This is a genomic window from Streptomyces sp. NPDC015532 (assembly GCF_043078065.1).
GTDB lineage: Bacteria > Actinomycetota > Actinomycetes > Streptomycetales > Streptomycetaceae > Streptomyces.
Genome location: NZ_JBIBSY010000001.1, coordinates 1395631 through 1416227, shown reverse-complemented (window position 1 = coordinate 1416227; position 20597 = coordinate 1395631). Strand labels below are relative to the sequence as shown.

Here is a 20597-nt window from a genome sequence, read left to right as displayed (position 1 = left end):
AAGGGTGTGGCGGCGCGGGTCGCCTCGGGTTTGTTGGGGGGGGCGCTTAAGAACGTCGCCGCGCCGGGCCCCGCACGCGCGGCGGCCCCGCACCCGATCGGGTGCGGGGCCGCCGCGCGTGAGGGCTCCGTCGCACGGGCCGGTCACTTCACTCCGAGCACCTGCTCCACCGGGTCGATCGCGAAGTACACCAGGAACAGCGCCGAGACGGCCCACAGCAGCCAGTTGACCTCCTTGGCCTTGCCCAGGACCGCCTTGATGACGACGTAGGCCAGGAAGCCGGCCCCGATGCCGTCGGTGATGGAGTAGGTGAACGGCATCACGGCGATGGTCAGGAACGCCGGGATGGCGATCTCGTACCGGTCCCAGTCGATGTGCTTGACGTGGGTCATCATCAGGAACCCGACCGCGATCAGCGCGGGCGCCGCGGCCTGGAGCGGGACGATGGTCAGCAGCGGGGTGAGGAAGAGCGCGAGGCCGAAGAGGCCGCCGGTGACCAGGTTGGCGAAGCCGGTGCGGGCGCCCTCGCCGACGCCGGCCGCGGACTCGATGTAGGCGGTGTTGGAGGAGGCGGAGCCCACACCGCCCGCGACGGCGGCGGCGCCGTCGATGAACAGGACCCGGCCGATGCCCGGGACCTGGCCCTGCTCGTCGAGCAGCCCGGCCTCGGCGCTGATCCCGACGATGGTCCCCATGGCGTCGAAGAAGTCCGACAGGACCAGCGTGAAGATCAGCAGGACCGCGGTGAGGACACCGGCCTCGGCGAAGCCGCCGAACAGGCTGAAGTGGCCGACGAGTCCGAAGTCCGGGCTGGCGACGATCTTGTCCGGGACCTTGGGCGTGGTCAGGCCCCAGCTCTTGATGTCGGCGACGGCGTCGATGACGATCGCCACGACCGTCATGGTGACGATGCTGATGAGGATCGCGCCCTTCACCTTGCGGGCGAGCAGCGCGATGGTCAGCAGGAGACCGAGACAGAAGACGAGGACGGGCCAGCCGGTGAGGCGGCCCACGGCCCCCAGCTGCACGGGAACGGTGGTGTGGGCGACGTCCGGGATGCGGCTGACGAACCCGGCGTCCACGAAGCCGATGAAGGCGATGAACAGACCGATGCCGACGCCGATGGCCTGCTTGAGCTGCTGCGGGATCGCGTTCATGATCGCTTCCCGGAGGCCGGTGAGCACCAGGACGCAGATCAGGACGCCTTCGAGGACGACCAGGCCCATGGCGTCGTCCCAGCTCATCAGCGGTGCGAGCTGGAAGGCCACGACGGCGTTGAGGCCGAGACCCGCCGCGATGGCGAGCGGCAGATTGCCTCCGATCCCCATGATGACGGTCATGACACACGCCACCAGCGCGGTGGCGGTGACCAGTTGACCGGTGTCGAGCGTGTGCCCGAACTTGTCCTTGGCGCTGCCGAGGATGATGGGATTCAGGACGAGGATGTAGGCCATGGTGAAGAAGGTGGCGAATCCGCCGCGTATCTCCCGGCCGACGGTGGAGCCTCTGGCGGATATCTTGAAGAACGCGTCGACCCCGCCTGCCGCCGGTGGGGCGGTACTTGGCCGGTTGTCGACCTTCTGCGCTTCGGGCATGGCGATACTCCTCGTTGCCTGCGTGCCTGGTGTGCGGATGCTGGCTGGATTGTTCCCCCGATCAACCGGTTTCAGGTTTTCCCCGTGTTACGGAATCGGGTTCGGCCCGCCATACGCCGTCCGAAGGCCCGCACGACCGGCTGGTACGCTCACGCGTCCCGCTCCGCCGGAACTCCCGTGCCCCACACCGAGATCACGGATCCGTATACACCGCACCCGCACCGGTGCCGCAGCCGAAGCGAGGGGAGGCATCCCGTGGGCACTCTCCTCGACGACGCCGCCTCGGTGGAGTTCCACGCGTTCTTCGAGCAGCACTACGCCGAACTGGCCCGCCTGGCCCATCTGTTGACCGGTGAGCCGGACGCCGCCGACGATCTGGCCGCCGACGCGCTGCTCGCGCTGTGGCACCGCTGGGACCGGGTGCGGGCGGCGGACCGTCCGACGGCGTACGCGCGCGGAGTGGTCGCCAACCTCGCCCGCACCCGGATCCGCGCCGCCGTGCGCGAACGCCGGCGGATCACGCTCGTCTGGTCGCAGCGCGAGGACAGGACCGAGAACCCCGACATACCCGGGACCGTCGATGTCCAACAGGCCCTGCGGCGGCTGCCGTTCCGCAAGCGCGCCTGTGTCGTGCTGCGGCACGCCTTCGATCTGTCGGAGAAGGACACCGCGCTCGCCCTCGGCGTCTCCGTGGGTACGGTGAAGAGCCAGACGTCCAAGGGCATGGCGGAACTGAAGCGGCTGCTCGGCACGGACGAGGCGTCGGTACGGCTGCACGCGGGCGCGCTGCCCGCGGGTGGGACCGGAGGACGAGACCGGTGAGGGAGCCGCGGGAGGTGCACGACGAACTGCGCGCCCGGCTGCGCGAGGCGGCCGGGGCCCACGAGCCGGACCGCGCGCGCGTCCTGGCGCGGGTGGAGCGCGGCATGGCGGGCTCCGGCGAGCGGCGGCCCCCGCGGGCGGCACGCCGGCCGCCGCTCGGCTGGGTCCGGGTCCTGGGCGCGACGGCCGCGGTCGCGGGCGTCCTGGCGGTGGGCGGTTACGCGGTCGCCACGGCGGTGAAGGACGACGGCCCGGCGCGGCGGACCGTGGCCGTTCCCCCGGCGCCCGACCCGTCGCCGGACCCGGCCGGCCGGGCGCCGGCCACCCCCGGGGCCGGACCTCGTTCCGGGACGCCGGAGGTGTCGGGCCGCCCGCGTCCGTCGCCCTCCCCGACCGCTGTGCCGACCGGGCCCACGGCCCCGGCGCGGACACCCGGCGGGGACACCGCGGACGGCCCGTTGCGGTCGGACGGCTCGGTCGACCCGCACAGCGACGACTTCTGGGCGCAGAGCGATGTCAGCCTGAGGGCCACGGAGCACCTCACCTCGCTGTCGGTCACGTTGAAGGTCAGGCAGACCGGCGGGGTGAGCCGGACGGGGGCGTGGCTCTCGCTGCCCGAGAGCGACTTCACGACGGCGGCCGGCGAGCGGGACGGCTTCCTCGTCTTCACCTGGACGCTCAAGCCGGGGCGTACGGTCCGGCCGGGCGCGTGGATCTTCGCCGGCCAGTACGGCCACGATCGTGGCGGCCGGGACGCGAAGGACGACGGCTACACGGTGACGGCGACGGCGAAGGGCGGCGAACGGGCGTCCGTGGCCGGGGACTTCGCGGCCCGGGACACCGACGGCGGCGATCCGTGACGAGCCCGTGGACGCCTTCGTCTCCCGGGATCGTCGAACGCCCCCGCCGGTGAGGACCGGCGGGGGCGTTCGACGTTTCACTGCGGGTGGACGTCAGCTCACGAAGTACGTGGGGTTCGGGAGCTTGTAGGTCTTGTCGGCGTAACCGCCGTCGAGGTCCGAGTACTGGTCGCCGAAGTTGGCGACGATGTCGTACCCGAGGGACTCGATGTGCTTGCGGGTACCGGCCTTGTACTGCACGGTCGTGCAGTTCCAGGCGGTGGCCGTGGCGCAGTCGCCGAGGTACGCGGGCGGGTTGGCCGCGTCCTTGAGGAACATGTGCGAGGCGTCGAGGTTGACGTCGACGCCGACCTTCTTGAGGTTGTCGACCGCGGAGACGCGCTGCGACTCCTTCAGGCCGGAGTTGTAGAACACCTCGACGCCCTTGGACGCGGCGTACTTGACGAGGTCGGCGCTGCCGAAGACGGCCGGACGGTCCGCCTGGGCGACGTACGCGGCCCAGGAGGCCGAGTTGTACGTGTAGTTGGTCTTCTTCTCGTAGTCGAGGGAGAGCAGCAGCGTGTCGTCGATGTCGAAGACGACCGCGGGCTTCCCGTGGCGGTGGTGGGCCTTGCGGGCCGCCTGGTCGATGTACCGCTTGGCGGAGGCGTCGAGGCGGGCCAGGTCCTTGGCGTACGGGCTCTCGGGGGACGCCTGGTAGACCCCGTTGGCGTCGGCCGTGGTGCCGTAGTAGGTGTCGATGTCCTTGACGAGGACACCTATGTTGTAGGGCTCGTGCGTCGAGTTCGCCGTGGACTGACCGGCGGTGGCGACGCCGGTGCCGTACAGGGCGGCACCGGCGACGACACAGGTTGCGGCGACGGCCGCGATGCGCAGTGGCTTATGCATGACAGGTTTCTACGCGCGTCACGTCCCCGGACGCGAGGCCTTTTGCCTGATCGATACATACTTTTCGGCCGACTTGGGCCTCGCGTCCGGTGATTTCGGGCCTCACGCCCTGCCCGGCGGGGGTCAGTTCATGGTCGCGCCGATGGTCGTGCTGCCCGTCGTGAGGAAGGTGGTCGCGGGCAGTGTCCCGCTGGAGGAGCGGGAGTTGTACGTGGTGGTCGCGTTCGTGGAGAGGAACGCCGGGGTGGCGACGCCGGAGTCCCAGTTGTTGCCGGCCGACGTCACCGAGGATCCCTTGGAGACCGCCGTGCCGTTGCTCACGGCGAGGTTCTTGCCGAGCTTGGCGGCGCTGGTGGCGAAGTAGTAGCCGTACTTCCCGTTGGCGTAGGCGGTGGTGCGGTTGATGACGATGGCACCGGTGTTGGAGTTCTCGGTGAAGCCGCTGCCCGCGTCGTCCCAGGCCGCGGAGTTGTTGACGACGTGGGCGACCACCTCGCCGTCCCCGCCCAGTTTGTAGCCGTTGCCGTCGCCCGCGAAGGCCGAGTCCCCCCAGCGGTTCTTGCCGTTGCCGAAGGACCAGGTGTGCTCGACGGTGACGGGTGAGGAGAACGACCAGAAGTCGATTCCGTCGTCCGAGTTGTTGTAGAGACGGGCCCCGGTGATCAGGTTGCCGCTGCCCGAACCGAACTTCACGGCGACGCCGTCCGCGTTCTCGCCGTGGGTGGCGGCGTCGTAGTTGCCGTACGAGTCGATGTTCTTGACCGTGTTGTTCACGGTGCCGTCTCCGGTCAGGGTGAAGCCGGAGTCGCCGCCGTTGATGGTCTTGATGTTGTTCCAGGTGGTGCCGGTGCAGGACTGGCAGACGACGGCGCTGTCCGGGGAGTTCTGGAACGTCACGTTCGAGACGTTCCAGTAGTCGGCCGTCAGCTTGAAGATCCAGGAGCCCGAGGGGAGCGAGGAGCCGTCGATCTTCACGGTCTCCGAGCCGTACGCCGTGAGGGTGACCGGTGAGGAGGACGTGCCGTTGGCCGTGGACTGGAGGGTGGCCGTCGGGGAGTAGGTGCCGCCGCGCACCTGGATGACGGTTCCGGCGGTGGCGCCGGAGATCGCGCTGGTCAGTTCGGCGGTGGTGTCGACGACGACGGTGGCGGCCTGTGCCTGCGTGGGGAGGACGGCGAGGCCTGCGCCGAGCGCCAGGGCGGCGCCTGAGGAGAGAGCGGTACGACGAGACATGGAGTGCGGTCCTTTCGTCGTGCTGTCGGATGGAACGGGGACATCACGGGCACCAGTCGCCGAGATAGGCGGCACGGGTGTGCCGCTCGGCCTCCGCGTCCGTGAGCTGGGGACGGTTCTCCGGGACGGTGATCACCGCGCCGGGTCCGGTGTCGCGGTACTCGCGAAAGCGCATGGACTGCCACGGATAGGCCGCGCGCATGTCGGTGTAGGGCGCCACCGCGTCGATGCCGGGACCGAGTTCGCAGCCGCGGACCACGAGTGAGGGCCACGCCGTGGTCTCGTACGACGGGACCCAGGGCCGGGCGATCTTGTACGCCCCGTCCTCGGCGCCCGAGGTGACACGGCCGCCGGCGACGAGGAAGCCGTGGGGGTTCGCGCGGGCCGTGGACGGCGCGAGGACCATGCCCTCGGGCTTGAAGGAGACGTCCCGGTCGAGGGTGTGGAAGCGGCAGCGCTCGAAGACGGCGGTGGCCCGGCCGAAGACGAAGTCGACGTCGCCCTCGATGTGGCAGTCGCGGTAGCAGTGCCGGTCGAAGGCGGCCAGGTCGCTCGTGTCCGCGAACAGCGTGTCCTGGTGGGCCAGCAGCCGCACCCGCTCGAAGTACGAGCGGTCGCCGGTGACGTAGGCAGCGACCGCCTGCGTGCCGGTGATCTCCGGGTGGTCGGCGCGCAGCCAGTCGTTGGCGATCGTCAGACAGCGCACGGTCAGCCCCGGAGCCGCCGAGGTGAAGGTGGCCGAGCCCGCGGTCCCGTAGGTCCCGGAGCCGTCCGGTACCGGCGTGCCGTTCGCCCGGTCGAAGACGACGACCGCGTCGCGCGGGTCGCGGGTGACGCCACGGAGGGTCAACTCCCCTTTGTCCGCGGGGATGTGGACCACCTCGCGGTACGTTCCCGGGTGGATGACGATCGTCTGCCCGGGACCGTCCACCGCGTCCACGGCGGCCTGGACCGAGTCGCCGGGACGCACGTGCAGGGCACGACGGCCGCCCGCGGCGGCCGGGGCGGCGCCCACGGCCGTGACCGACCCCGCCAGACCCGCGAGGAGGGTTCGCCTGCGCATCTCAGCACCCCTTCCACGGGGTCCAGTCGCCGAGGTACGCCTCGCGGGTCGCCGAACGGGCCTGCTCGTCCGTGAGCTGGGGCCGGTTCTCCGGGACGGTGATCACCGCGCCGGGCCCGGTGTTGCGGTACTCGGCGAAGCGCTGGCTCTGCCAGGGATAGGAGGCGGACATGTTCGTGTAGGGCGCGACCGCGTCGACACCGGCGTCCAGACGGGTGTCGCGGACGGTCAGCATCGGGCGGGCGGTGAGGTCCGAGCCGGGTACCCAGGGGCGGGCCAGTTTGTAGTACGTGTCCGGCGCGGCGCTGCTGATCCGGCAGCGGGTGACCAGGTATCCGCGCGGGTCGGCGACGGCCGTGGACGGCGCGAAGACGAAGCCGTACGGGGCGCCGGCCAGGTCCGCGCGGTCCAGCGTGCGGAAGTGGCAGTGCTCGAAGACCGCCGTCGCCCGCCCGAAGACGAAGTCCACGTCCCCCTCGGCGTAGCAGTCCCGGTAGAACTGCCGGGCGAAGGTGCCGAGCGCGATCGAGTCGGCGTACAGCGTGTCCTGGTGACCGAGGAAGCGGCACCGGTGGAACGCCGAGCGGTCGCCCTGCACCTTGATCGCCACGGCCTGGGTACCGGTGATCCCGGGGTGGTCGGCGCGCAGCCAGTCGTTGGCGAAGGTGACCGAGCGGGCGGTGAACCCGTCCGTCCGCACGGTGGTCGTCGCCGAACCGGTGGTGCCGTAGGTGCCCGAACCGTCGGGTTTCGGCGTGCCGTTGGCGTTGTCGTACACGACGACGACATCGCGCGGATCGCCGGAGGCGCCGATCCAGGTCATCTCCGAGCCGGCGGCGCCGGGCAGGCCGGTCGCCGGGTCGACCGCTCCGACCGAGACCGTCTCGCGGTAGACGCCGGGGGCGATGACCAGGGTGAATCCGGCGCCGGTCGCGGCGGTCACGGCGGCCTGCACGGTGGTGTGGTCGCCGAGGCCGCCGGGATGGACGTACAGCGTCCTCGCGTCGCGCCGCGCGGACGGCGAACCGTGCCGGCCGAACGGGGAACGCCCGGTGGCGCGGGCGGGGGCCGCGAGGCCGAGAGCCAGTGCGGCTCCGGTGCTCGCGGCCACGAACGCCCTTCTGCTGACGGGGTGTCCGGCCATGGTCAGCAGATCTTTCCGGCGCCCGCGCGGTGGTCGACGATGCCGGGAACGGCCCTCGGCGGGTCGACCTTCGTCCGCAGGACCGGGGTCCAGCCGGCACCGGACCGGAGCGTCTCGGCGGGGATCTCCGCGTTGTGCACGGCGATCAGGTCGGTGCGTACGCCGTTGACGTAGTTGTCGGCCGCGGTCAGCGGCGCTTCCTTCCACTTCTTGAGGACCAGCGCGGCGCTGACCGAGTCCGGCAGCGTGAACGCGTTGTGCTCGGCGACGAGTTGGGACTCCATGCCGATGCCGTAGCTGTAGCCGTAGGAGGAGTCGGCCACGAAGTGGTTGTTGTAGGAGTCCACTTGCCCGAAGCGGACGCGCGGGGCGCGCTCGACGAGGCCGGTGAACAGGTTGTGGTGGAGGGTGACCTTCAGATGACCGCGGTCCACGGCGGCCGTCGCCGCGCTGTCGCTGTTGCCGATCAGGATGGTCTTGTCGTGGTCGGCGAAGACGTTCCAGGACGCGGTCACGTGGTCGGCGCCCTTGACGATGTCCAGTTCGCCGTCGTGCTGTTCGTAGATCCGGCCGTAGTACGTCGGCAGCGAGCTGTCCGGGTGGTCGCCGTCGGTGAACGTGTTGTGGTCGAGCCAGACGTGCGTGGCCCCGTAGACGACCGCGCTGTCGTACTCGGAGTTCCAGTTGCCGGTGTCGCCGTCCGTCGGGTCCCACTGCGGGAAGCAGTCGAGGGGGCTCTCGAAGGCGAGGTTGCGGACGATGACGTTGTCGACGTCCTTGATCTGCAGGCTCGCGCCCTTGATTCCGGCGTCGCGGCCGATCCCGACGATGGTCGTGTTGGCGGGGACGTACGCCTTCATGGCGGTGTCCTGGTTGGCGGCGGAGGCGGCGCGCAGATCCTCCTGCTCGCCGCTGACCACCTGGTCGTAGCCCCACACCGCCGGGTCGTAGTCGGCGAGGTACCGGTCGAAGTCGTAGCCGGGCGCGGCGAAGGAGTCGCAGCCGTCGGCGTTCGCGTCGATCGTGCCCTTGACCTTGATGATCTTCGGCGCGCTGCCGTCGGCGGCGAGCGCGGCCCGGAACTCCGCCCAGGTCGTGACCGTGTGGATCCGCGCGGCCCCGGCGGCCGAGCCGCCGGTGGTGCCGGTCCCCTCGGACGCCCAGCCGTCGCCCGCGGCGAGCGTCTGCCGGCCCAGCTCGCGGGACTGGGCCTGGGCGGGGGTGCCGGTGACGGCGAGCACGAGGGCGGTGCAGCCCATCAGCGCGGCCGTTCTCCGCGTGGCGGTCACACTCCATGCTGTGGCATGCGCATGCCATTTCTGTGTGTTCATGGTGCGGCTCTCCTTCGGCTCAGGGGTTCAGGCGGTCGGCCAGGTGATCCGGGAATCGGGTATCTCCGCGTCGAGACGGCGTACGTCCCGGGGCGGGAGCACCCGGCGGCGCAGCAGTCCGGCCGCGACGAGACGGGCCACGGCGATGGCGCCCGGCGGGTTGAAGTGGGTGTTGTCCTGCTCGGTGTCGGTCCAGTTGAAGTACGTCTTCGTCTCCTCGACGCCGAGCCGCTGCCACAGCGCGATGGACTGGGCCTGGATGTCGAGGAGCGCCACCCGCTCGTCCGCGGCGAGCGCCCGCATCGACGCCGGATAGTCGCCGTGCGTCGGCACCGCTTCGCCGTCCGCGTCGAACTTCCTGCGCTCCACCGGAGTGGCGAGCACCGGCCGGGCGCCCCGGGCCCGCGCCCCGTCGAGGTACTGCCGCAGACAGTCCTGGAACGTCGTCCACGGCTCGGTGTAGCGCGTCGGGTCGGCGCTCTTCTCGTCGTTGTGCCCGAACTGGACGAGCAGGAGGTCGCCGGGCCGGATCACGTCGAGGATCGCGGCGAGGCGTCCCTCGTCGATGAAGCTCTTCGAACTCCGGCCGTTCACCGCGTGGTTGGCCACCACGACGTCCTCGCGGAGGAAGAACGGGAGCGCCATGCCCCACCCGGTCTCGGGTGCGGCGTCGGCGTACTTCTGGGCGGCGGTGGAGTCGCCGGCGATGTGCAGCGTGCGCGGCCGGCGGTGCGGGGCGGCGGGCGCGGGGCCCGCCGCGGCGACGGCGAGCGGTAAGGCGGCCACGGCCGCCGAGGTGACCTGTCTGCGCGTGAGGGACACGGGGGTGTGCCTTTCGACAGAGGTTTCGGCTGGGCTTTCCACGGGAGGTCTCGGCCGGCTCTCCGGCAGAGGACCTGGCTGAGGTTCCGGCAAAGGACCCGGCAGAGGACCTGGCTGGGGTTCCGGCAAAGGACCCGGCAGAGGCCCTGGCTGAGGACCCGGCACAGGTTCCGGCCGAGGTTCCGACAGGGGTTCCGCCGGACGTGCTGAGACAGCCGCCGGTCCCGGGCCGGCCGCGGCGCGACGCGCGCCACGGCCGGCCCGCGGGCGCGTCGGACTAGTGGTGGGCCTTCCAGTCGGCCTGCGCCTTGTTGAGCTGGTCGGCCAGCGTGTCCAGGAAGTCCTTCACGCTCATCTTGCCGAGCAGCACCTTCTGGAAGCCGGGCTCGTTGTCGGCCTTGGAGATGGTGTTCCAGTCGGGCAGGTAGTACGGCAGCTGCACGATCTTGGTGCCGGAGCCGTTCAGCGCCTCGGCGGCGAGCTTGGTCGGCTCGGCCTGCTGGATCCAGGCGTCCTTCGCCGCGTCGGTGTTCGCCGGAACCTGACCGGCCGACTCGTTGAACTTGGAGTTCTCCGCCGCCGAGACCGCGAACTCGATGAACTTCCAGGCGGCCGCCTTGTTCTTGCCGGACTTGAACAGGCTCAGCCCGTCGACCGGGTTGGAGATCTGCACACGCGTGCCGTCGTCCAGCGTGGGGTTCGGGACGCCGCGGAACTTGCCGGCGCCCAGCGCCTTCAGGTGGTCCTGGTAGGAGCCGAGGTTGTGGCTCAGCATGCCGATGGTGCCGCTGTCCCACTGCGCGACCATCTTGGTGAAGTCGTTGTTGACGTCGGCGGACGGGGTGGACTTCTTGTAGAGGGCGACGTACTTCTCCAGGGCCGCCACGTTCTTCGGGTCGTTGACAGTGGTCTTGTCGCCGTTCCAGAACGAGGTGATGCCGGTCTGGCCGTACGCCGCGTCCAGCGCCGGGGCGATGGAGCCCTCTCCGCCGCGGATGGTGAAGCCGAACTTGTTCTTGCCCGTGTCCGTGAGCTTCGCGGCGGCGTCGTAGAACTTCGACCAGGAGGTCGGCGCCTCCAGGCCCGCCGACTTGAACAGGTCGGTGCGGTACCAGAGCGTGCCGTTGTTGGCGGAGGTCGGCACCTGGTACAGCGTGTCGCCGCCGCCCGCGGCCCGGCTGACGTCGAGCAGGTTCTGGCTCAGCTTTCCGTTCAGCGCGCTCTTCTCGATCCGGCTGTCCAGCGGCTCCAGCGCCCCCTGGACGGCGACCTCGGCGAGCATCGCCGTACCCACGCCGCCGACGTCGGGCAGGCCGCCGCCCTGGATGGCGGTGTCGTACTTCGACTGGGCGCTGGCCGCCGGGATGCCGACGTAGTTGACCTTGATGTCGGGGTACTTCTTCTCGAAGTCGGCGATGATCTGCTTCCAGATGTCGGTGCGGACACCGCCGTTGTTGTCCCAGAAGGTGATCTCGCCCTTGCCGGAGCCCTCGGTCCCCTTGTCCCCCGCGCTGCCGCTGCCGTCGTCACCACAGGCGGTGACGGTCAGCGCGAGCACGGATCCGAGGGCGACGGCCACGGCGGCACGCCGGGCTCCCTGGACGCCGGTCCTTCTGGGGCCGGTCGCCGGTGGGTTGTTCCTGAGTGGGCTGGTCTTCATCGATCGGCTCTCTTCTTCCGGATCCAACGGGGCGGTGGGGTCGGTGCTGTGTCCTCGGAGATCGGCGGCCGGCTGCTTCCGGAAGGGGCGCGCCCTTCCCTCTCCGACCGGCAAGCGCTTGCTACGGAGGTGCTTCATTGCGGCTCCCAACAGGCGGGCGAACGACTGACGACGGCTGACGAGGACCCTCAGGGGGCCGGGGTGACACGGAAACGGGTGAACGTGGCGGCCCCCGCGTGTCCCGCGCCGGCCGGCGCGAGCGCGAACAGGCCCAGCAGGGCGCCGACCCAGCGCCGCCCGGTCGCGGCGAAGACCTGCCCCGAGGGCTGCCGGCCGCCGCCGACGTCGCAGGAGAAGCGGCAGCGGGCCCCCGCGCCGATCTCGATCCACAGCCGGGCCCGGCCCCCGGGGGCCAGGCGTGCCGCGGCGGCGTCGCGCTCGCCCTCGCACGGCCCCGAGCGCACGAGGGGTGCCCCGGCGGCGGTCTCGGCGAACCGGTGCACGAGCCGCACCGGTCCCCCCGGCTCGCGCTGGAGGCCGATCCAGCCGAACGCGTCCCCGAGCACCGCGATCCCGGCCCGCGCCCCGGGCTCCTCGCTGTCGAGGCGCAGGTCGACCTGGACGGTGGCGGCCGCGCCCGGCATCCGCTGGGTGAGGACATGGGGCAGTCGGCGCAGGTCGTGGGCGTCCACCGTACGGACACAGGCCAGCCGGAGTCCGTCGCCGGAGTGCTGGGTGGCCCAGCCGTCCTGGGGGTTGGCCGTCCACTGCCACTGGCGCCCGAAGCGGCCGCCCGGGAAGTCGTCGTCGGTGGCGGGCGCGGACGGCGGCTGGGCCGGCAGGTCCGGCTTGCGGTGGACGGCCACGGGGGTGCCCCGGTCGCCGAGCACCGGCCAGCCGTCCTCGCCCCAGCGCATCGGCTGGAGGTGGACCACCCGCCCGTAGGGCCCGCGCTGCTGGAAGTGCGCGAACCAGTCCTCGCCCGCCGGGGTGCGCACCCAGCCGCCCTGGTGCGGTCCGTTGACCGGGGTGTCCCCCTGTTCCAGCACCACCCGCTCCTCGTAGGGCCCGAAGAAGCCGCGCGAACGGAAGGCGCCCTGCCAGCCGGTCTCGACTCCCCCGGCGGGCGCGAAGATCCAGAACCAGCCGTCGTGACGGTAGGCCTTGGGCCCTTCGAGGGTGAACCAGCCCGGAATCAGATCGGCGTCGACGATCACCTTCCCCTCGTCGAGCAGCCCGGTGCCGTCGGGACGCATCCGGTGCCCGGTCAGCCGGTTCTTCACTCCCGAACGGGATCTGGCCCAGGCGTGCACGAGATACGCCTCGCCGCTCTCCTCGTCCCACAGCGGGCAGGGGTCGATGAGCCCCTTGCCCTCCTTCACCAGATGCGGACGCGTCCAAGGGCCCCTGATCTGCGAGGCGTTGACCTGGAAGATGCCGTGGTCGGGGTCGCCCCAGAAGATCCAGAAACGGTCGTCGTGGTGACGCAGAGAGGGCGCCCACACACCGCAGTCGGGCCGGGGGCTCCTGAACTCACGTGCGGGCTCAAGGCGTTGGAGAGCGTGCCCGACGAGGGTCCAGTTCACCAGGTCCCGGGAGTGCAGCAGTGGCAGGCCGGGGGCGCGGCCGAAGCTGGAGGCGGTGAGGTAGAAGTCGTCGCCGACGCGCAGCAGGTCGGGGTCGGACCAGTCGGCGTCGAGGACGGGGTTGCGGTAGGTGCCGTCACCGAGGTCGGCGGAGGGCAGGGCCATCAGGGGCTCACCGCCTTGCGGACCAGCGCGGCGGCCCCGCTCCGGTCGAGGGTCCCGTCGGCGACGACGGTGACGACCCGGCGTACGAGCGTCTCCCCCGCCTCGACGGCCAGCCGCTCGTCCTGGGCCAGGGAGGAGCCGACCCCCGGGTACTCGGCGGTGCGGACGAACCACGGGTCACGGCGGGTCGCGGCGGTCGCCCCGGCGAGGACGAGCGTCCAGCCGGCGCCCGCGAGGGCGAGCCAGTCGGCGGGGCGCGCGTGCACGGCCTCCTCTCCCTCCGCGTCGGCGGTGAACACGCGCGGGGCGTCCTGTTCCTTGCGGGCCCGCCAGAAGAAGCCTCCGTAGGCCGCGCCCGGCCGTCCGTTGGTGGCGGGGCTGCCGATCGACAGAGCGCGCGCGGTGACGTTCGTGAGGGAGAAGGTGAAGTCCAGCGCCCAGGCGGTGTCGGTGAGGGCGACGGCCGCGACCGTACGGCGTTCCCGCAGCAGTTCGGCGCCCCCGGCCATCCAGCGCAGCTCCTCCACGAAGCCGTCCGGGTCGCGCAGCTGGAAGCCGGCGTGGCGCTGGGTGCCGTGGTTGTCGAGCTCGGTCGGTCCCTGGTCGCGGACGTAGGTGCGCCCGCCCCAGAAGTTGTGCCCCTCGACGTCGGGTACGGCCACACCGACGCCGAGGTGGTGTGTGTGGTCGGCCGGGCTGAGCTCGGTGACGGCGGTGCCGGCCAGGGTGGTGACGGGGTGCAGATACGGGCGCGGGGAGAGCCGGGCCGGGAGCGCGGGCCGGGTGACGTAGCGGGCGACGGGGCGGCCCGCGATCCGCAGGAGCTGCGAGTCGTCGTTCATGGGGTGCTCACCTCTTTCGGGAGCGCCCAGGAGGCGCCCAGCTCGGAGTAGAGGGCGAGGGTGTCGGCCGCGGCCGCGACGAATCCGTCGACGCCGGGCACGACACGGCGCTGTTCGCCGGGGATCGTCTCCCAGGCGTCCGGGGGCAGCGCGACCGGGTCGGGGGCCTGCCGGATCGCCTCGACGACCTTCATGAAGGCGCCCGTCGACCCGGGCGTGACCAGCAGTCCGGCGCCGCCCCTGAGATGCTCGACGAGGTTCTCCAGCAGGTCGGTGCGGCCGTACTCGATCTCCTCGGGGCCGTGTCCTGACCGCTGCACGAGCACCCGGTCCTGCTTGTACCAGAAGGTGATCCGGCCGCCCGTGCCGTGCACCAGGACGTACGGTTCACCGGGGCGTTCGGCGCAGAGCGTGGCGGCGACGGTGATCCGGCCCCCGGTGGTCGTCACCCGCACGCACGAGGTGTCGTCGGACTCGATGTCGTTGGCTCGCAGCAGTTCGGTCCGGATGCCGGTGACGTCCTCCGCGCGGGTCGAGCCATCCAGCGCGAGGGCCGTGGCGACGGCGTGGGCCAGCGGGTTCGTCAGGACCCCGTCGACGACGTCGACGCCGTCGAGCCGGCGCCTGCCCGCCCAGGGCGCGCGGCGGAAGTACGCCTCGTCGCGGACCCACGCGCCCGCCCCGCCGATTCCGGTCACCCGGCCGACCGCCCCCTCGGTGATCAGTTTCCTGATCGCCGGCACGGCGTGCGAGCCGAGCGACTGGAAGCCGATCTGGCAGACCACTCCGGCCGCCGCGACCCCGTCGGCCATCCGCCGGAACTCGGCGTAGGACGGCGCGGGCGGCTTCTCCAGAAGCAGGTGGACGCCCTTGCGCGCGGCGGTCAGCGCGAGGTCGGTGTGGGTGGGGATGGGGGTGCAGATCACCGCGACGGCGGCGCCGGTGGAGTCGAGGAGGGCCCCGAAGTCGGCGGACTGCTCGACGCGCCGCCCGTCCAGCTCCTCCTCGGTGAGCGGGATCAGCTCGCAGACTCCGGCCAGGCGTACCAGGCCCTTGTCCTGGAGACGGCGGATGTTGTCCAGGTGCCAGCGGCCGTGGCCCCGGGCGCCCGCGAGGACGACGGGCAGCGGGCCCTGGCGCGAGGTGGCGGTCATCCCTTCACCGCCCCGGCGCTGAATCCGGTGATCAGCCACTTCTGGATGAAGGCGAAGACGACGACCACGGGGACGGCGGCGACGATGCCGCCCGCCGCGAGCGCGCCGAGGTCGACGCTGTCGGAGCTCATCAGGGTGTTGAGGCCGACCGGGATGGTCTGCTTGCTCTGGTCGCTGAGGAACATCAGGGCGAACAGGAAGTGGTTCCAGGCGTGGACGAAGGCGAAGGAGCCGACGGCGATCAGCCCGGGCCGCAGCAGCGGGAGGACGACGATCCGGAAGGCGTCGAAGCGGTTGCAGCCGTCGACCCAGGCTGCCTCCTCCAGGCTGTACGGCACGTTCCTGATGAACCCGCTGATGAGGATCATCGACAGCGGGAGCTGGAAGACCGTCTCGGCGATGACGACGCTGACCAGCGAGTTGATCATCCGGAGCTCGGCGAAGATCTGGAAGAGCGGCACCAGGAGCAGGGCGCCCGGCACGAACTGCGAGCAGAGCAGCGCGAGCATGAAGCCGCGCTTGGCCCTGAAGTCGAAGCGGGCGAGCGCGTAGCCGCCGGCGAGGGCGACGAGCGTGGTCATCACCAGGGTGGCGACGGCGATGATCACGCTGTTCTGGAAGTAGGTCCCGAAGCTCCGCTCGGTCCACACCTTGTCGAAGTGGTCGAGGGTCATGGGCCAGGGCACGAGGGAGGTGGACCCGGCCGGGCGCAGCGCGAAGAGCAGGATCCAGTAGAAGGGGACCAGGGTGAAGAGGAGGTAGCCGCCCAGGGGGACGTAGATCTGCCAGCGCGGGGCCTCGTCCCAGGCACGCCGCTTCCTCCCCGCGCTCGGGCGGGGTTCCTCCCTGGGCGGGGCGGGTACGGCCGGGGCGATCGTCCCGGCGTCCTTGGTGATCACTTGTCCCCGCCTCCGAACTTGCTCAGCCGCAGATAGACGATCGAGCAGAACAGCAGGATCACGAACGCGACCGTGGTGAGGGCCGAGGCGTAACCGAAGTTGTGCGCGTCGACGCTGGTGTTGGCGATGTAGAGCGGAAGGGTCGTCGTCTCGCCCGCGGGGCCGCCGCCGGTGAGGGTGTAGAGCAGGTCGACGTTGTTGAACTCCCACACCGCGCGCAGCAGGGTGGAGAGGACGATCGCGTCCTTGAGGTGCGGCAGCGTGATGTGCAGGAACTGCCGGACGCGGCTCGCTCCGTCGACCTCGGCGGCCTCGTACAGGTCCTTGGACACGGACTGGAGGTCGGCGAGGATCAGGATCGCGAAGAAGGGCACTCCGCGCCACAGGTCCGCGACCACGGCCGCCGGGAAGACGGTGGAGGTGTCCGAGAGCCAGCTCGTCCCGTACGAGCCCATGCCCGCGTCGGCGAGGTAACGGGTGATGCCCGTCTGGGAGTTGTAGAGCAGCACCCAGATCGCGGAGGTCAGCACCCCGGAGACGGCCCAGGGCGAGAAGACCAGGGCGCGCCCGGCGGCCCGGCCGACGAAGGTCTGGTTGACGATCAGCGCGAGCGCCAGGCCGAACAGCAGTTGGAGGCCCACCTCGACGACGACCCACTTCGCGCTGAAGGTCAGCGTGTCCCAGAACTGGGGGTCATCGGTGAAGGCGTGCACGAAGTTGTCGAGGCCCGCGTAGCCGTTGCGCCACGGTTTGGTCGGGTTGTAGTTCTGCAGGCTGTAGTAGAAGACGCTGATGACGGGGTAGGCGATGAAGCCCAGCATCAGCAGCGCCGCCGGGGCCATCAGCAGATACGGAAGCCTGCGCGGGGTCGCTGAGGCACGGCGCCGCCGGGGTGGCGCGGGCGGTTTCGCCACGGCTGCGGCTTGGGCCATGACTGTTCTCCGTTCGCAGTGGGGCAGGTACAGCGAGTACAGGAAGCGCTTGCTACAACCGCATGGGTCGAGCACGTTCCCATGCGGTCGTGGGGGCCTCAGCCCGCGTACGGGTCCGGGACCTTGCCCGGGCGGGCCAGGAACGCGAAGTCGCAGCCGGTGTCGGCCTGGGTGATCTGGTCGTTGTAGAGCGCGCCGTAGCCTCGCTCGTACCGGACGGGCGGCGGGGTCCACTCGGCCCGCCTGCGCTCCAGCTCCGCGTCGTCCACGTGGAGCCGGAGTGAGCGCGCCTCGACGTCGAGGGTGATCGGGTCCCCGCTCCGTACGAGGGCGAGCGGGCCTCCGACGTACGACTCGGGCGCCACGTGCAGCACGCACGCGCCGTAACTCGTGCCGCTCATCCGGGCGTCGGAGATCCGCACCATGTCCCGGACGCCCTGCTTCAGCAGATGGTCCGGGATGGGCAGCATCCCGTACTCGGGCATGCCGGGGCCGCCCTTGGGGCCGGAGCCCCGCAGCACGAGGACGCTGTCCGCGGTGATGCCGAGCGACGGGTCGTCGATGGTCCGCTGCATGGTGCGGTAGTCGTCGAAGACGACCGCGGGACCGGTGTGCTTGAGCAGGTGCGGCTCGGCGGCGATGTGCTTGATGACGGCGCCGTCGGGGCAGAGGTTGCCCCGCAGGACGGCCACCCCGCCCTCGGCCGCGACCGGGTTCTCCCGGGTGCGGATGACGTCGTCGTTGTGCACCCGGGCACCCGCGAGCTGCTCACGCAGGCTGTCGTGGGACACCGTTGGCCGGTCCAGGTGCAGCAGGTCGGTGATCCGGGAGAGGAACCCGGGCAGCCCGCCGGCGAAGTGGAAGTCCTCCATGAGGTACTTCTGTCCGCCGGGCCGGACGTCGGCGAGGACGGGCACGGTCCGGGCGATCCGGTCGAAGTCGTCCAGGGTCAGGGTGACACCGGCCCGTCCGGCCATGGCGATGAGGTGGATCACGGCGTTGGTGGAGCCGCCGAGACCGAGGACGGTCGTCACCGCGTCCTCGAAGGCCTCGGCCGTGAGGATGTCGGACAACACGCGTTCCTTGTGGACGAGTTCGACGATCCTGAGCCCGGCCGCGGCCGCCATCCGGTCGTGTCCCGAGTCGACGGCGGGGATGCTCGACGCGCCGGGAACGGTGACGCCGAGCGCCTCCGCGGCGGCCGTCAGCGTGGACGCGGTGCCCATCGTCATACAGTGCCCCGGCGAACGGGCTAGCCCGCTCTCCAGCTCGGTCATCTCGCAGTCCCCGATGAGGCCCGCGCGCCGGTCGTCCCAGTATTTCCACATGTCGGTGCCGGACCCGAGGACTTCGTCGCGCCAGTGGCCCGGGAGCATCGGCCCGGCGGGCACGAAGACGGTCGGCAGATCGACCGAGGCGGCCCCCATGAGCAGCGCGGGCGTGGTCTTGTCGCAGCCGCCCATCAGCACGGCCCCGTCCACCGGATACGACCGCAGCAGTTCCTCGGTCTCCATCGCGAGCAGGTTGCGGTAGAGCATCGGGGTCGGCTTCTGGAACGTCTCGCTCAGCGTGGACACCGGGAATTCGAGCGGGAATCCACCGGCCTGCCACACTCCCCGCTTGACGGCCTGCGCGCGGTCGCGCAGGTGCACATGGCACGGGTTGATGTCGGACCAGGTGTTGAGGATCGCGACGACCGGCTTGCCCAGGTGCTCCTCGGGGAGGTAGCCGAGCTGCCGGGTCCTGGCCCGGTGGCTGAACGAGCGGAGCCCGTCGGTGCCGTACCACTGATGGCTTCTGAGCTCCTCGGGCCGTTTCACAGGGACCATCCGGCGGCTATGGCGGCGACCTCGGAACGCTCGCTCGCGGGCAGTGGTCTGCTCGGCGGGCGTACGTCACGACGGCACAGGCCGAGCGAGGACAGGGCTTCCTTGACGACGGTGACGTTGTTCGCGGAGGCGTCGGCGGCGCGCAGCTCCTCGAAGCGCCGGATCCGCTCCCAGACCTTCATGGCGGCCGGGTAGTCGCCGGACCGGAGTGCCTCGATCATGTTCAGCGAGACGGCCGGGGCGACGTTCACCAGGCCCGAGGTGAACCCGGTGGCGCCGGCCGAGAAGTACGAGGGGGCGTACGGCTCGGCGAGTCCGGCCACCCACACGAACCGTTCGAGTCCGGCGTCCCGCGCGAAGGACGCGAAGCGCGCGGCGTCGGGGACGGCGTACTTCACACCGATGACGTTCGGGCAGGTGTCCGCGAGTTCGGCGAGCCGCGCTCCCGCGAGCAGCGGATTGCGGATGTACGGCACGACGCCCAGCTCCGGCACGGATTCGGCGATCGCCCGGTGGTAGTCGACCCAGCCGCCCTCGGAGACGTACGGGTGCACGGGCTGATGGACCATCACCATCGGTGCGCCGAGGGCACGGGCGTGCCGTGCGGAGGCGACGGCGGTGGGCAGGTCGTGCCCGACCCCGACGAGGACGACCGCGCGGTCGCCGGCCTCCTCGATCGTCAACTCGGTTATGGTGCGGCGCTCTTCGGGGGTGAGGGCGTAGAACTCGCCGGTGTTGCCGTTCGGGGTGAGGGTGCGGACGCCGCCGTCGATCAGCCGGCGCAGCAGGGCCCGGTGGGTGTCCCGGTCGATCGTGCCGTCCTCGGCGAACGGGGTCACCGGGATCGCCACGACCTCGGCGAGCGCGGCCCGCTGGGTCTCGAACGTCGCTGTCATTCCTGTCCCCCCTCTTCCTGGCCCTGCGGGAAGGCCCGTCGCACGAACGAGGCGATGTGCGCGTGCAGCGCCACGGCCGCGCCGTCGGCGTCACCGTCGAGGGCGAGCCGCAGGATCTCCCGGTGCTCGTTCGCCTCCCGCTCCCAGGAGGGATCGGACGCCCAGGCGACCGCCGAGACGAGGGCCGCCTGGTCGCGCACCTCGTCGAGCATCCGGCCGAGCAGCGGATTTCCGCAGGGGACGTACAGGGCACGGTGGAACTCCCGGTTGGCCAGGGAGCGTTCGGCGGTGTCGGCGGCCGCGTCGGCACGGGTGAGCGCGTCGCGGGCGGCGTCGAGGGAGGCCCCCCGGCGCACCACCCGCCGCAGAGCCTCGGGTTCGAGGAGCAGCCGCACGTCGTACACCTCGCGCGCCATGTCCGCGTCCACCATGCGCACCGTGACGCCCTTGTACTGGTTCATCACGACGAGCCCGGTGCCGGCCAGGGTCTTGAGCGCCTCGCGCACCGGGGTCTTCGACACCCCGAACTGCGCGGCGAGGTCGGTCTCGACCAGGGCCTGCCCTGGGGTCAACTGCCCGGTGAGGATGCGGTGTTTGATCCCCTCCAGCACGAACTGCGTGCGGGACGGGATCGGGGTGGGCACAGAGGTCATGCGCGCCTCTCTGGTCTCACGTCGCGGATCACGGGAGCCGGGTACCGGTCGCGAACACCGATCCCCGATCTCGCATATCGCGTCTCATATATGACGTACGAAGTACGACGCGTTGAAGGTAGGAGCGTGACCGTGTTTCGTCAACGCTTCCGGCAGAGGAAGTTCGGGAGACAGGTGCGGCGCGGGGTGCCGGAGGGTCCGGACTCCTCCCCCGAGGCGGGGC

At 71.1% G+C, this 20597-nt stretch carries 18 protein-coding genes; 2 read left to right on the top strand and 16 right to left on the bottom strand.

All coding sequences use genetic code 11. The annotated features are described in order from the left end of the window. Positions 1 to 143: 143 nt before the first annotated feature. A complete protein-coding gene (locus tag ACF07B_RS06050) occupies positions 144 to 1595 on the bottom strand; it encodes an NCS2 family permease (RefSeq protein WP_392177875.1) in 1452 nt (483 codons plus the stop codon). Between the two features lie 255 nt (positions 1596 to 1850). Between ACF07B_RS06050 and ACF07B_RS06045 the strand changes: the two genes are divergently transcribed. Together ACF07B_RS06045 and ACF07B_RS06040 are read left to right on the top strand one after the other, a co-directional pair. Beyond that, on the top strand, positions 1851 to 2417 hold the full coding sequence (locus ACF07B_RS06045) for a SigE family RNA polymerase sigma factor (protein ID WP_384243208.1): 567 nt from the start codon (positions 1851 to 1853) through the stop codon (positions 2415 to 2417). Beyond that, positions 2414 to 3277, top strand: coding sequence for a hypothetical protein (locus ACF07B_RS06040; RefSeq protein WP_392177874.1), 864 nt, complete (start codon positions 2414 to 2416; stop codon positions 3275 to 3277). Before ACF07B_RS06045 ends, ACF07B_RS06040 begins: the two co-directional genes overlap by 4 nt. Positions 3278 to 3370: 93 nt before the next feature. Here the strand turns inward: ACF07B_RS06040 and ACF07B_RS06035 are convergent, their stop codons facing one another. The 15 genes from ACF07B_RS06035 to ACF07B_RS05965 form a co-directional block, all read right to left on the bottom strand. Continuing rightward, positions 3371 to 4165 carry an HAD family acid phosphatase gene (locus ACF07B_RS06035; protein ID WP_384242078.1) on the bottom strand — a complete coding sequence of 265 codons (795 nt, stop codon included), beginning with the start codon at positions 4163 to 4165 and terminating at the stop codon, positions 3371 to 3373. Positions 4166 to 4288: 123 nt separating this feature from the next. Then, entirely contained in the window at positions 4289 to 5398 is a 1110-nt protein-coding gene (locus ACF07B_RS06030) for a pectate lyase (protein ID WP_392177873.1), read from the bottom strand. Between the two features lie 43 nt (positions 5399 to 5441). Continuing rightward, positions 5442 to 6461: a pectinesterase family protein gene (locus ACF07B_RS06025; RefSeq protein ID WP_392177872.1), complete on the bottom strand. Its 1020-nt coding sequence runs from the start codon at positions 6459 to 6461 to the stop codon at positions 5442 to 5444. Position 6462: 1 nt separating this feature from the next. Further along, positions 6463 to 7605: a pectinesterase family protein gene (locus ACF07B_RS06020; RefSeq protein WP_392177871.1), complete on the bottom strand. Its 1143-nt coding sequence runs from the start codon at positions 7603 to 7605 to the stop codon at positions 6463 to 6465. A 2-nt stretch (positions 7606 to 7607) separates the two neighbouring features. Then, entirely contained in the window at positions 7608 to 8936 is a 1329-nt protein-coding gene (locus ACF07B_RS06015) for a polysaccharide lyase family 1 protein (RefSeq protein ID WP_369481321.1), read from the bottom strand. A 27-nt stretch (positions 8937 to 8963) separates the two neighbouring features. Then, positions 8964 to 9758 carry a rhamnogalacturonan acetylesterase gene (locus tag ACF07B_RS06010; RefSeq protein ID WP_369481322.1) on the bottom strand — a complete coding sequence of 265 codons (795 nt, stop codon included), beginning with the start codon at positions 9756 to 9758 and terminating at the stop codon, positions 8964 to 8966. Between the two features lie 277 nt (positions 9759 to 10035). Next, entirely contained in the window at positions 10036 to 11418 is a 1383-nt protein-coding gene (locus ACF07B_RS06005; protein WP_392177870.1) for an ABC transporter substrate-binding protein, read from the bottom strand. A gap of 188 nt (positions 11419 to 11606) precedes the next feature. Further along, positions 11607 to 13169 (bottom strand): family 43 glycosylhydrolase, encoded by a 1563-nt coding sequence (locus ACF07B_RS06000; RefSeq protein ID WP_392177869.1) that lies wholly within the window; start codon positions 13167 to 13169, stop codon positions 11607 to 11609. After that, entirely contained in the window at positions 13169 to 14011 is an 843-nt protein-coding gene (locus ACF07B_RS05995; RefSeq protein ID WP_369481324.1) for a PmoA family protein, read from the bottom strand. The genes ACF07B_RS06000 and ACF07B_RS05995 overlap by 1 nt, the downstream gene beginning before the upstream one ends. Further along, complete coding sequence (locus ACF07B_RS05990) at positions 14008 to 15165, bottom strand: Gfo/Idh/MocA family protein (protein ID WP_392177868.1); 1158 nt, start codon at positions 15163 to 15165, stop codon at positions 14008 to 14010. Before ACF07B_RS05990 ends, ACF07B_RS05995 begins: the two co-directional genes overlap by 4 nt. Further along, on the bottom strand, positions 15162 to 16064 hold the full coding sequence (locus tag ACF07B_RS05985; RefSeq protein WP_392177867.1) for a carbohydrate ABC transporter permease: 903 nt from the start codon (positions 16062 to 16064) through the stop codon (positions 15162 to 15164). Before ACF07B_RS05985 ends, ACF07B_RS05990 begins: the two co-directional genes overlap by 4 nt. Next, the gene (locus tag ACF07B_RS05980) at positions 16061 to 16996 is read right to left on the bottom strand and encodes a carbohydrate ABC transporter permease (RefSeq protein WP_392177866.1); all 936 of its coding nucleotides are present in this window, start codon (positions 16994 to 16996) and stop codon (positions 16061 to 16063) included. The genes ACF07B_RS05985 and ACF07B_RS05980 overlap by 4 nt, the downstream gene beginning before the upstream one ends. A gap of 98 nt (positions 16997 to 17094) precedes the next feature. After that, positions 17095 to 18825, bottom strand: a complete 1731-nt coding sequence (araD, locus tag ACF07B_RS05975; RefSeq protein WP_392177865.1) for an L-arabinonate dehydratase — start codon at positions 18823 to 18825, stop codon at positions 17095 to 17097. After that, positions 18813 to 19721, bottom strand: coding sequence for a dihydrodipicolinate synthase family protein (locus tag ACF07B_RS05970; protein ID WP_369481328.1), 909 nt, complete (start codon positions 19719 to 19721; stop codon positions 18813 to 18815). The genes araD and ACF07B_RS05970 overlap by 13 nt, the downstream gene beginning before the upstream one ends. Beyond that, entirely contained in the window at positions 19718 to 20374 is a 657-nt protein-coding gene (locus ACF07B_RS05965) for a GntR family transcriptional regulator (RefSeq protein WP_369481330.1), read from the bottom strand. Before ACF07B_RS05965 ends, ACF07B_RS05970 begins: the two co-directional genes overlap by 4 nt. Positions 20375 to 20597: the final 223 nt, after the last annotated feature.

What these genes read in the sequence shown, in the direction of transcription:
- ACF07B_RS06050 (WP_392177875.1), bottom strand. Translation starts at nt 1,595, where the DNA reads ATGCCCGAAGCGCAGAAGGTCGACAACCGGCCAAGTACCGCCCCACCG.
- ACF07B_RS06035 (WP_384242078.1), bottom strand. Translation starts at nt 4,165, where the DNA reads ATGCATAAGCCACTGCGCATCGCGGCCGTCGCCGCAACCTGTGTCGTC.
- ACF07B_RS06030 (WP_392177873.1), bottom strand. Translation starts at nt 5,398, where the DNA reads ATGTCTCGTCGTACCGCTCTCTCCTCAGGCGCCGCCCTGGCGCTCGGC.
- ACF07B_RS06025 (WP_392177872.1), bottom strand. Translation starts at nt 6,461, where the DNA reads ATGCGCAGGCGAACCCTCCTCGCGGGTCTGGCGGGGTCGGTCACGGCC.
- ACF07B_RS06020 (WP_392177871.1), bottom strand. Translation starts at nt 7,605, where the DNA reads ATGGCCGGACACCCCGTCAGCAGAAGGGCGTTCGTGGCCGCGAGCACC.
- ACF07B_RS06015 (WP_369481321.1), bottom strand. Translation starts at nt 8,936, where the DNA reads ATGAACACACAGAAATGGCATGCGCATGCCACAGCATGGAGTGTGACC.
- ACF07B_RS06005 (WP_392177870.1), bottom strand. Translation starts at nt 11,418, where the DNA reads ATGAAGACCAGCCCACTCAGGAACAACCCACCGGCGACCGGCCCCAGA.
- ACF07B_RS06000 (WP_392177869.1), bottom strand. Translation starts at nt 13,169, where the DNA reads ATGGCCCTGCCCTCCGCCGACCTCGGTGACGGCACCTACCGCAACCCC.
- ACF07B_RS05995 (WP_369481324.1), bottom strand. Translation starts at nt 14,011, where the DNA reads ATGAACGACGACTCGCAGCTCCTGCGGATCGCGGGCCGCCCCGTCGCC.
- ACF07B_RS05990 (WP_392177868.1), bottom strand. Translation starts at nt 15,165, where the DNA reads ATGACCGCCACCTCGCGCCAGGGCCCGCTGCCCGTCGTCCTCGCGGGC.
- ACF07B_RS05980 (WP_392177866.1), bottom strand. Translation starts at nt 16,996, where the DNA reads ATGGCCCAAGCCGCAGCCGTGGCGAAACCGCCCGCGCCACCCCGGCGG.
- araD (WP_392177865.1), bottom strand. Translation starts at nt 18,825, where the DNA reads ATGGTCCCTGTGAAACGGCCCGAGGAGCTCAGAAGCCATCAGTGGTAC.
- ACF07B_RS05970 (WP_369481328.1), bottom strand. Translation starts at nt 19,721, where the DNA reads ATGACAGCGACGTTCGAGACCCAGCGGGCCGCGCTCGCCGAGGTCGTG.
- ACF07B_RS05965 (WP_369481330.1), bottom strand. Translation starts at nt 20,374, where the DNA reads ATGACCTCTGTGCCCACCCCGATCCCGTCCCGCACGCAGTTCGTGCTG.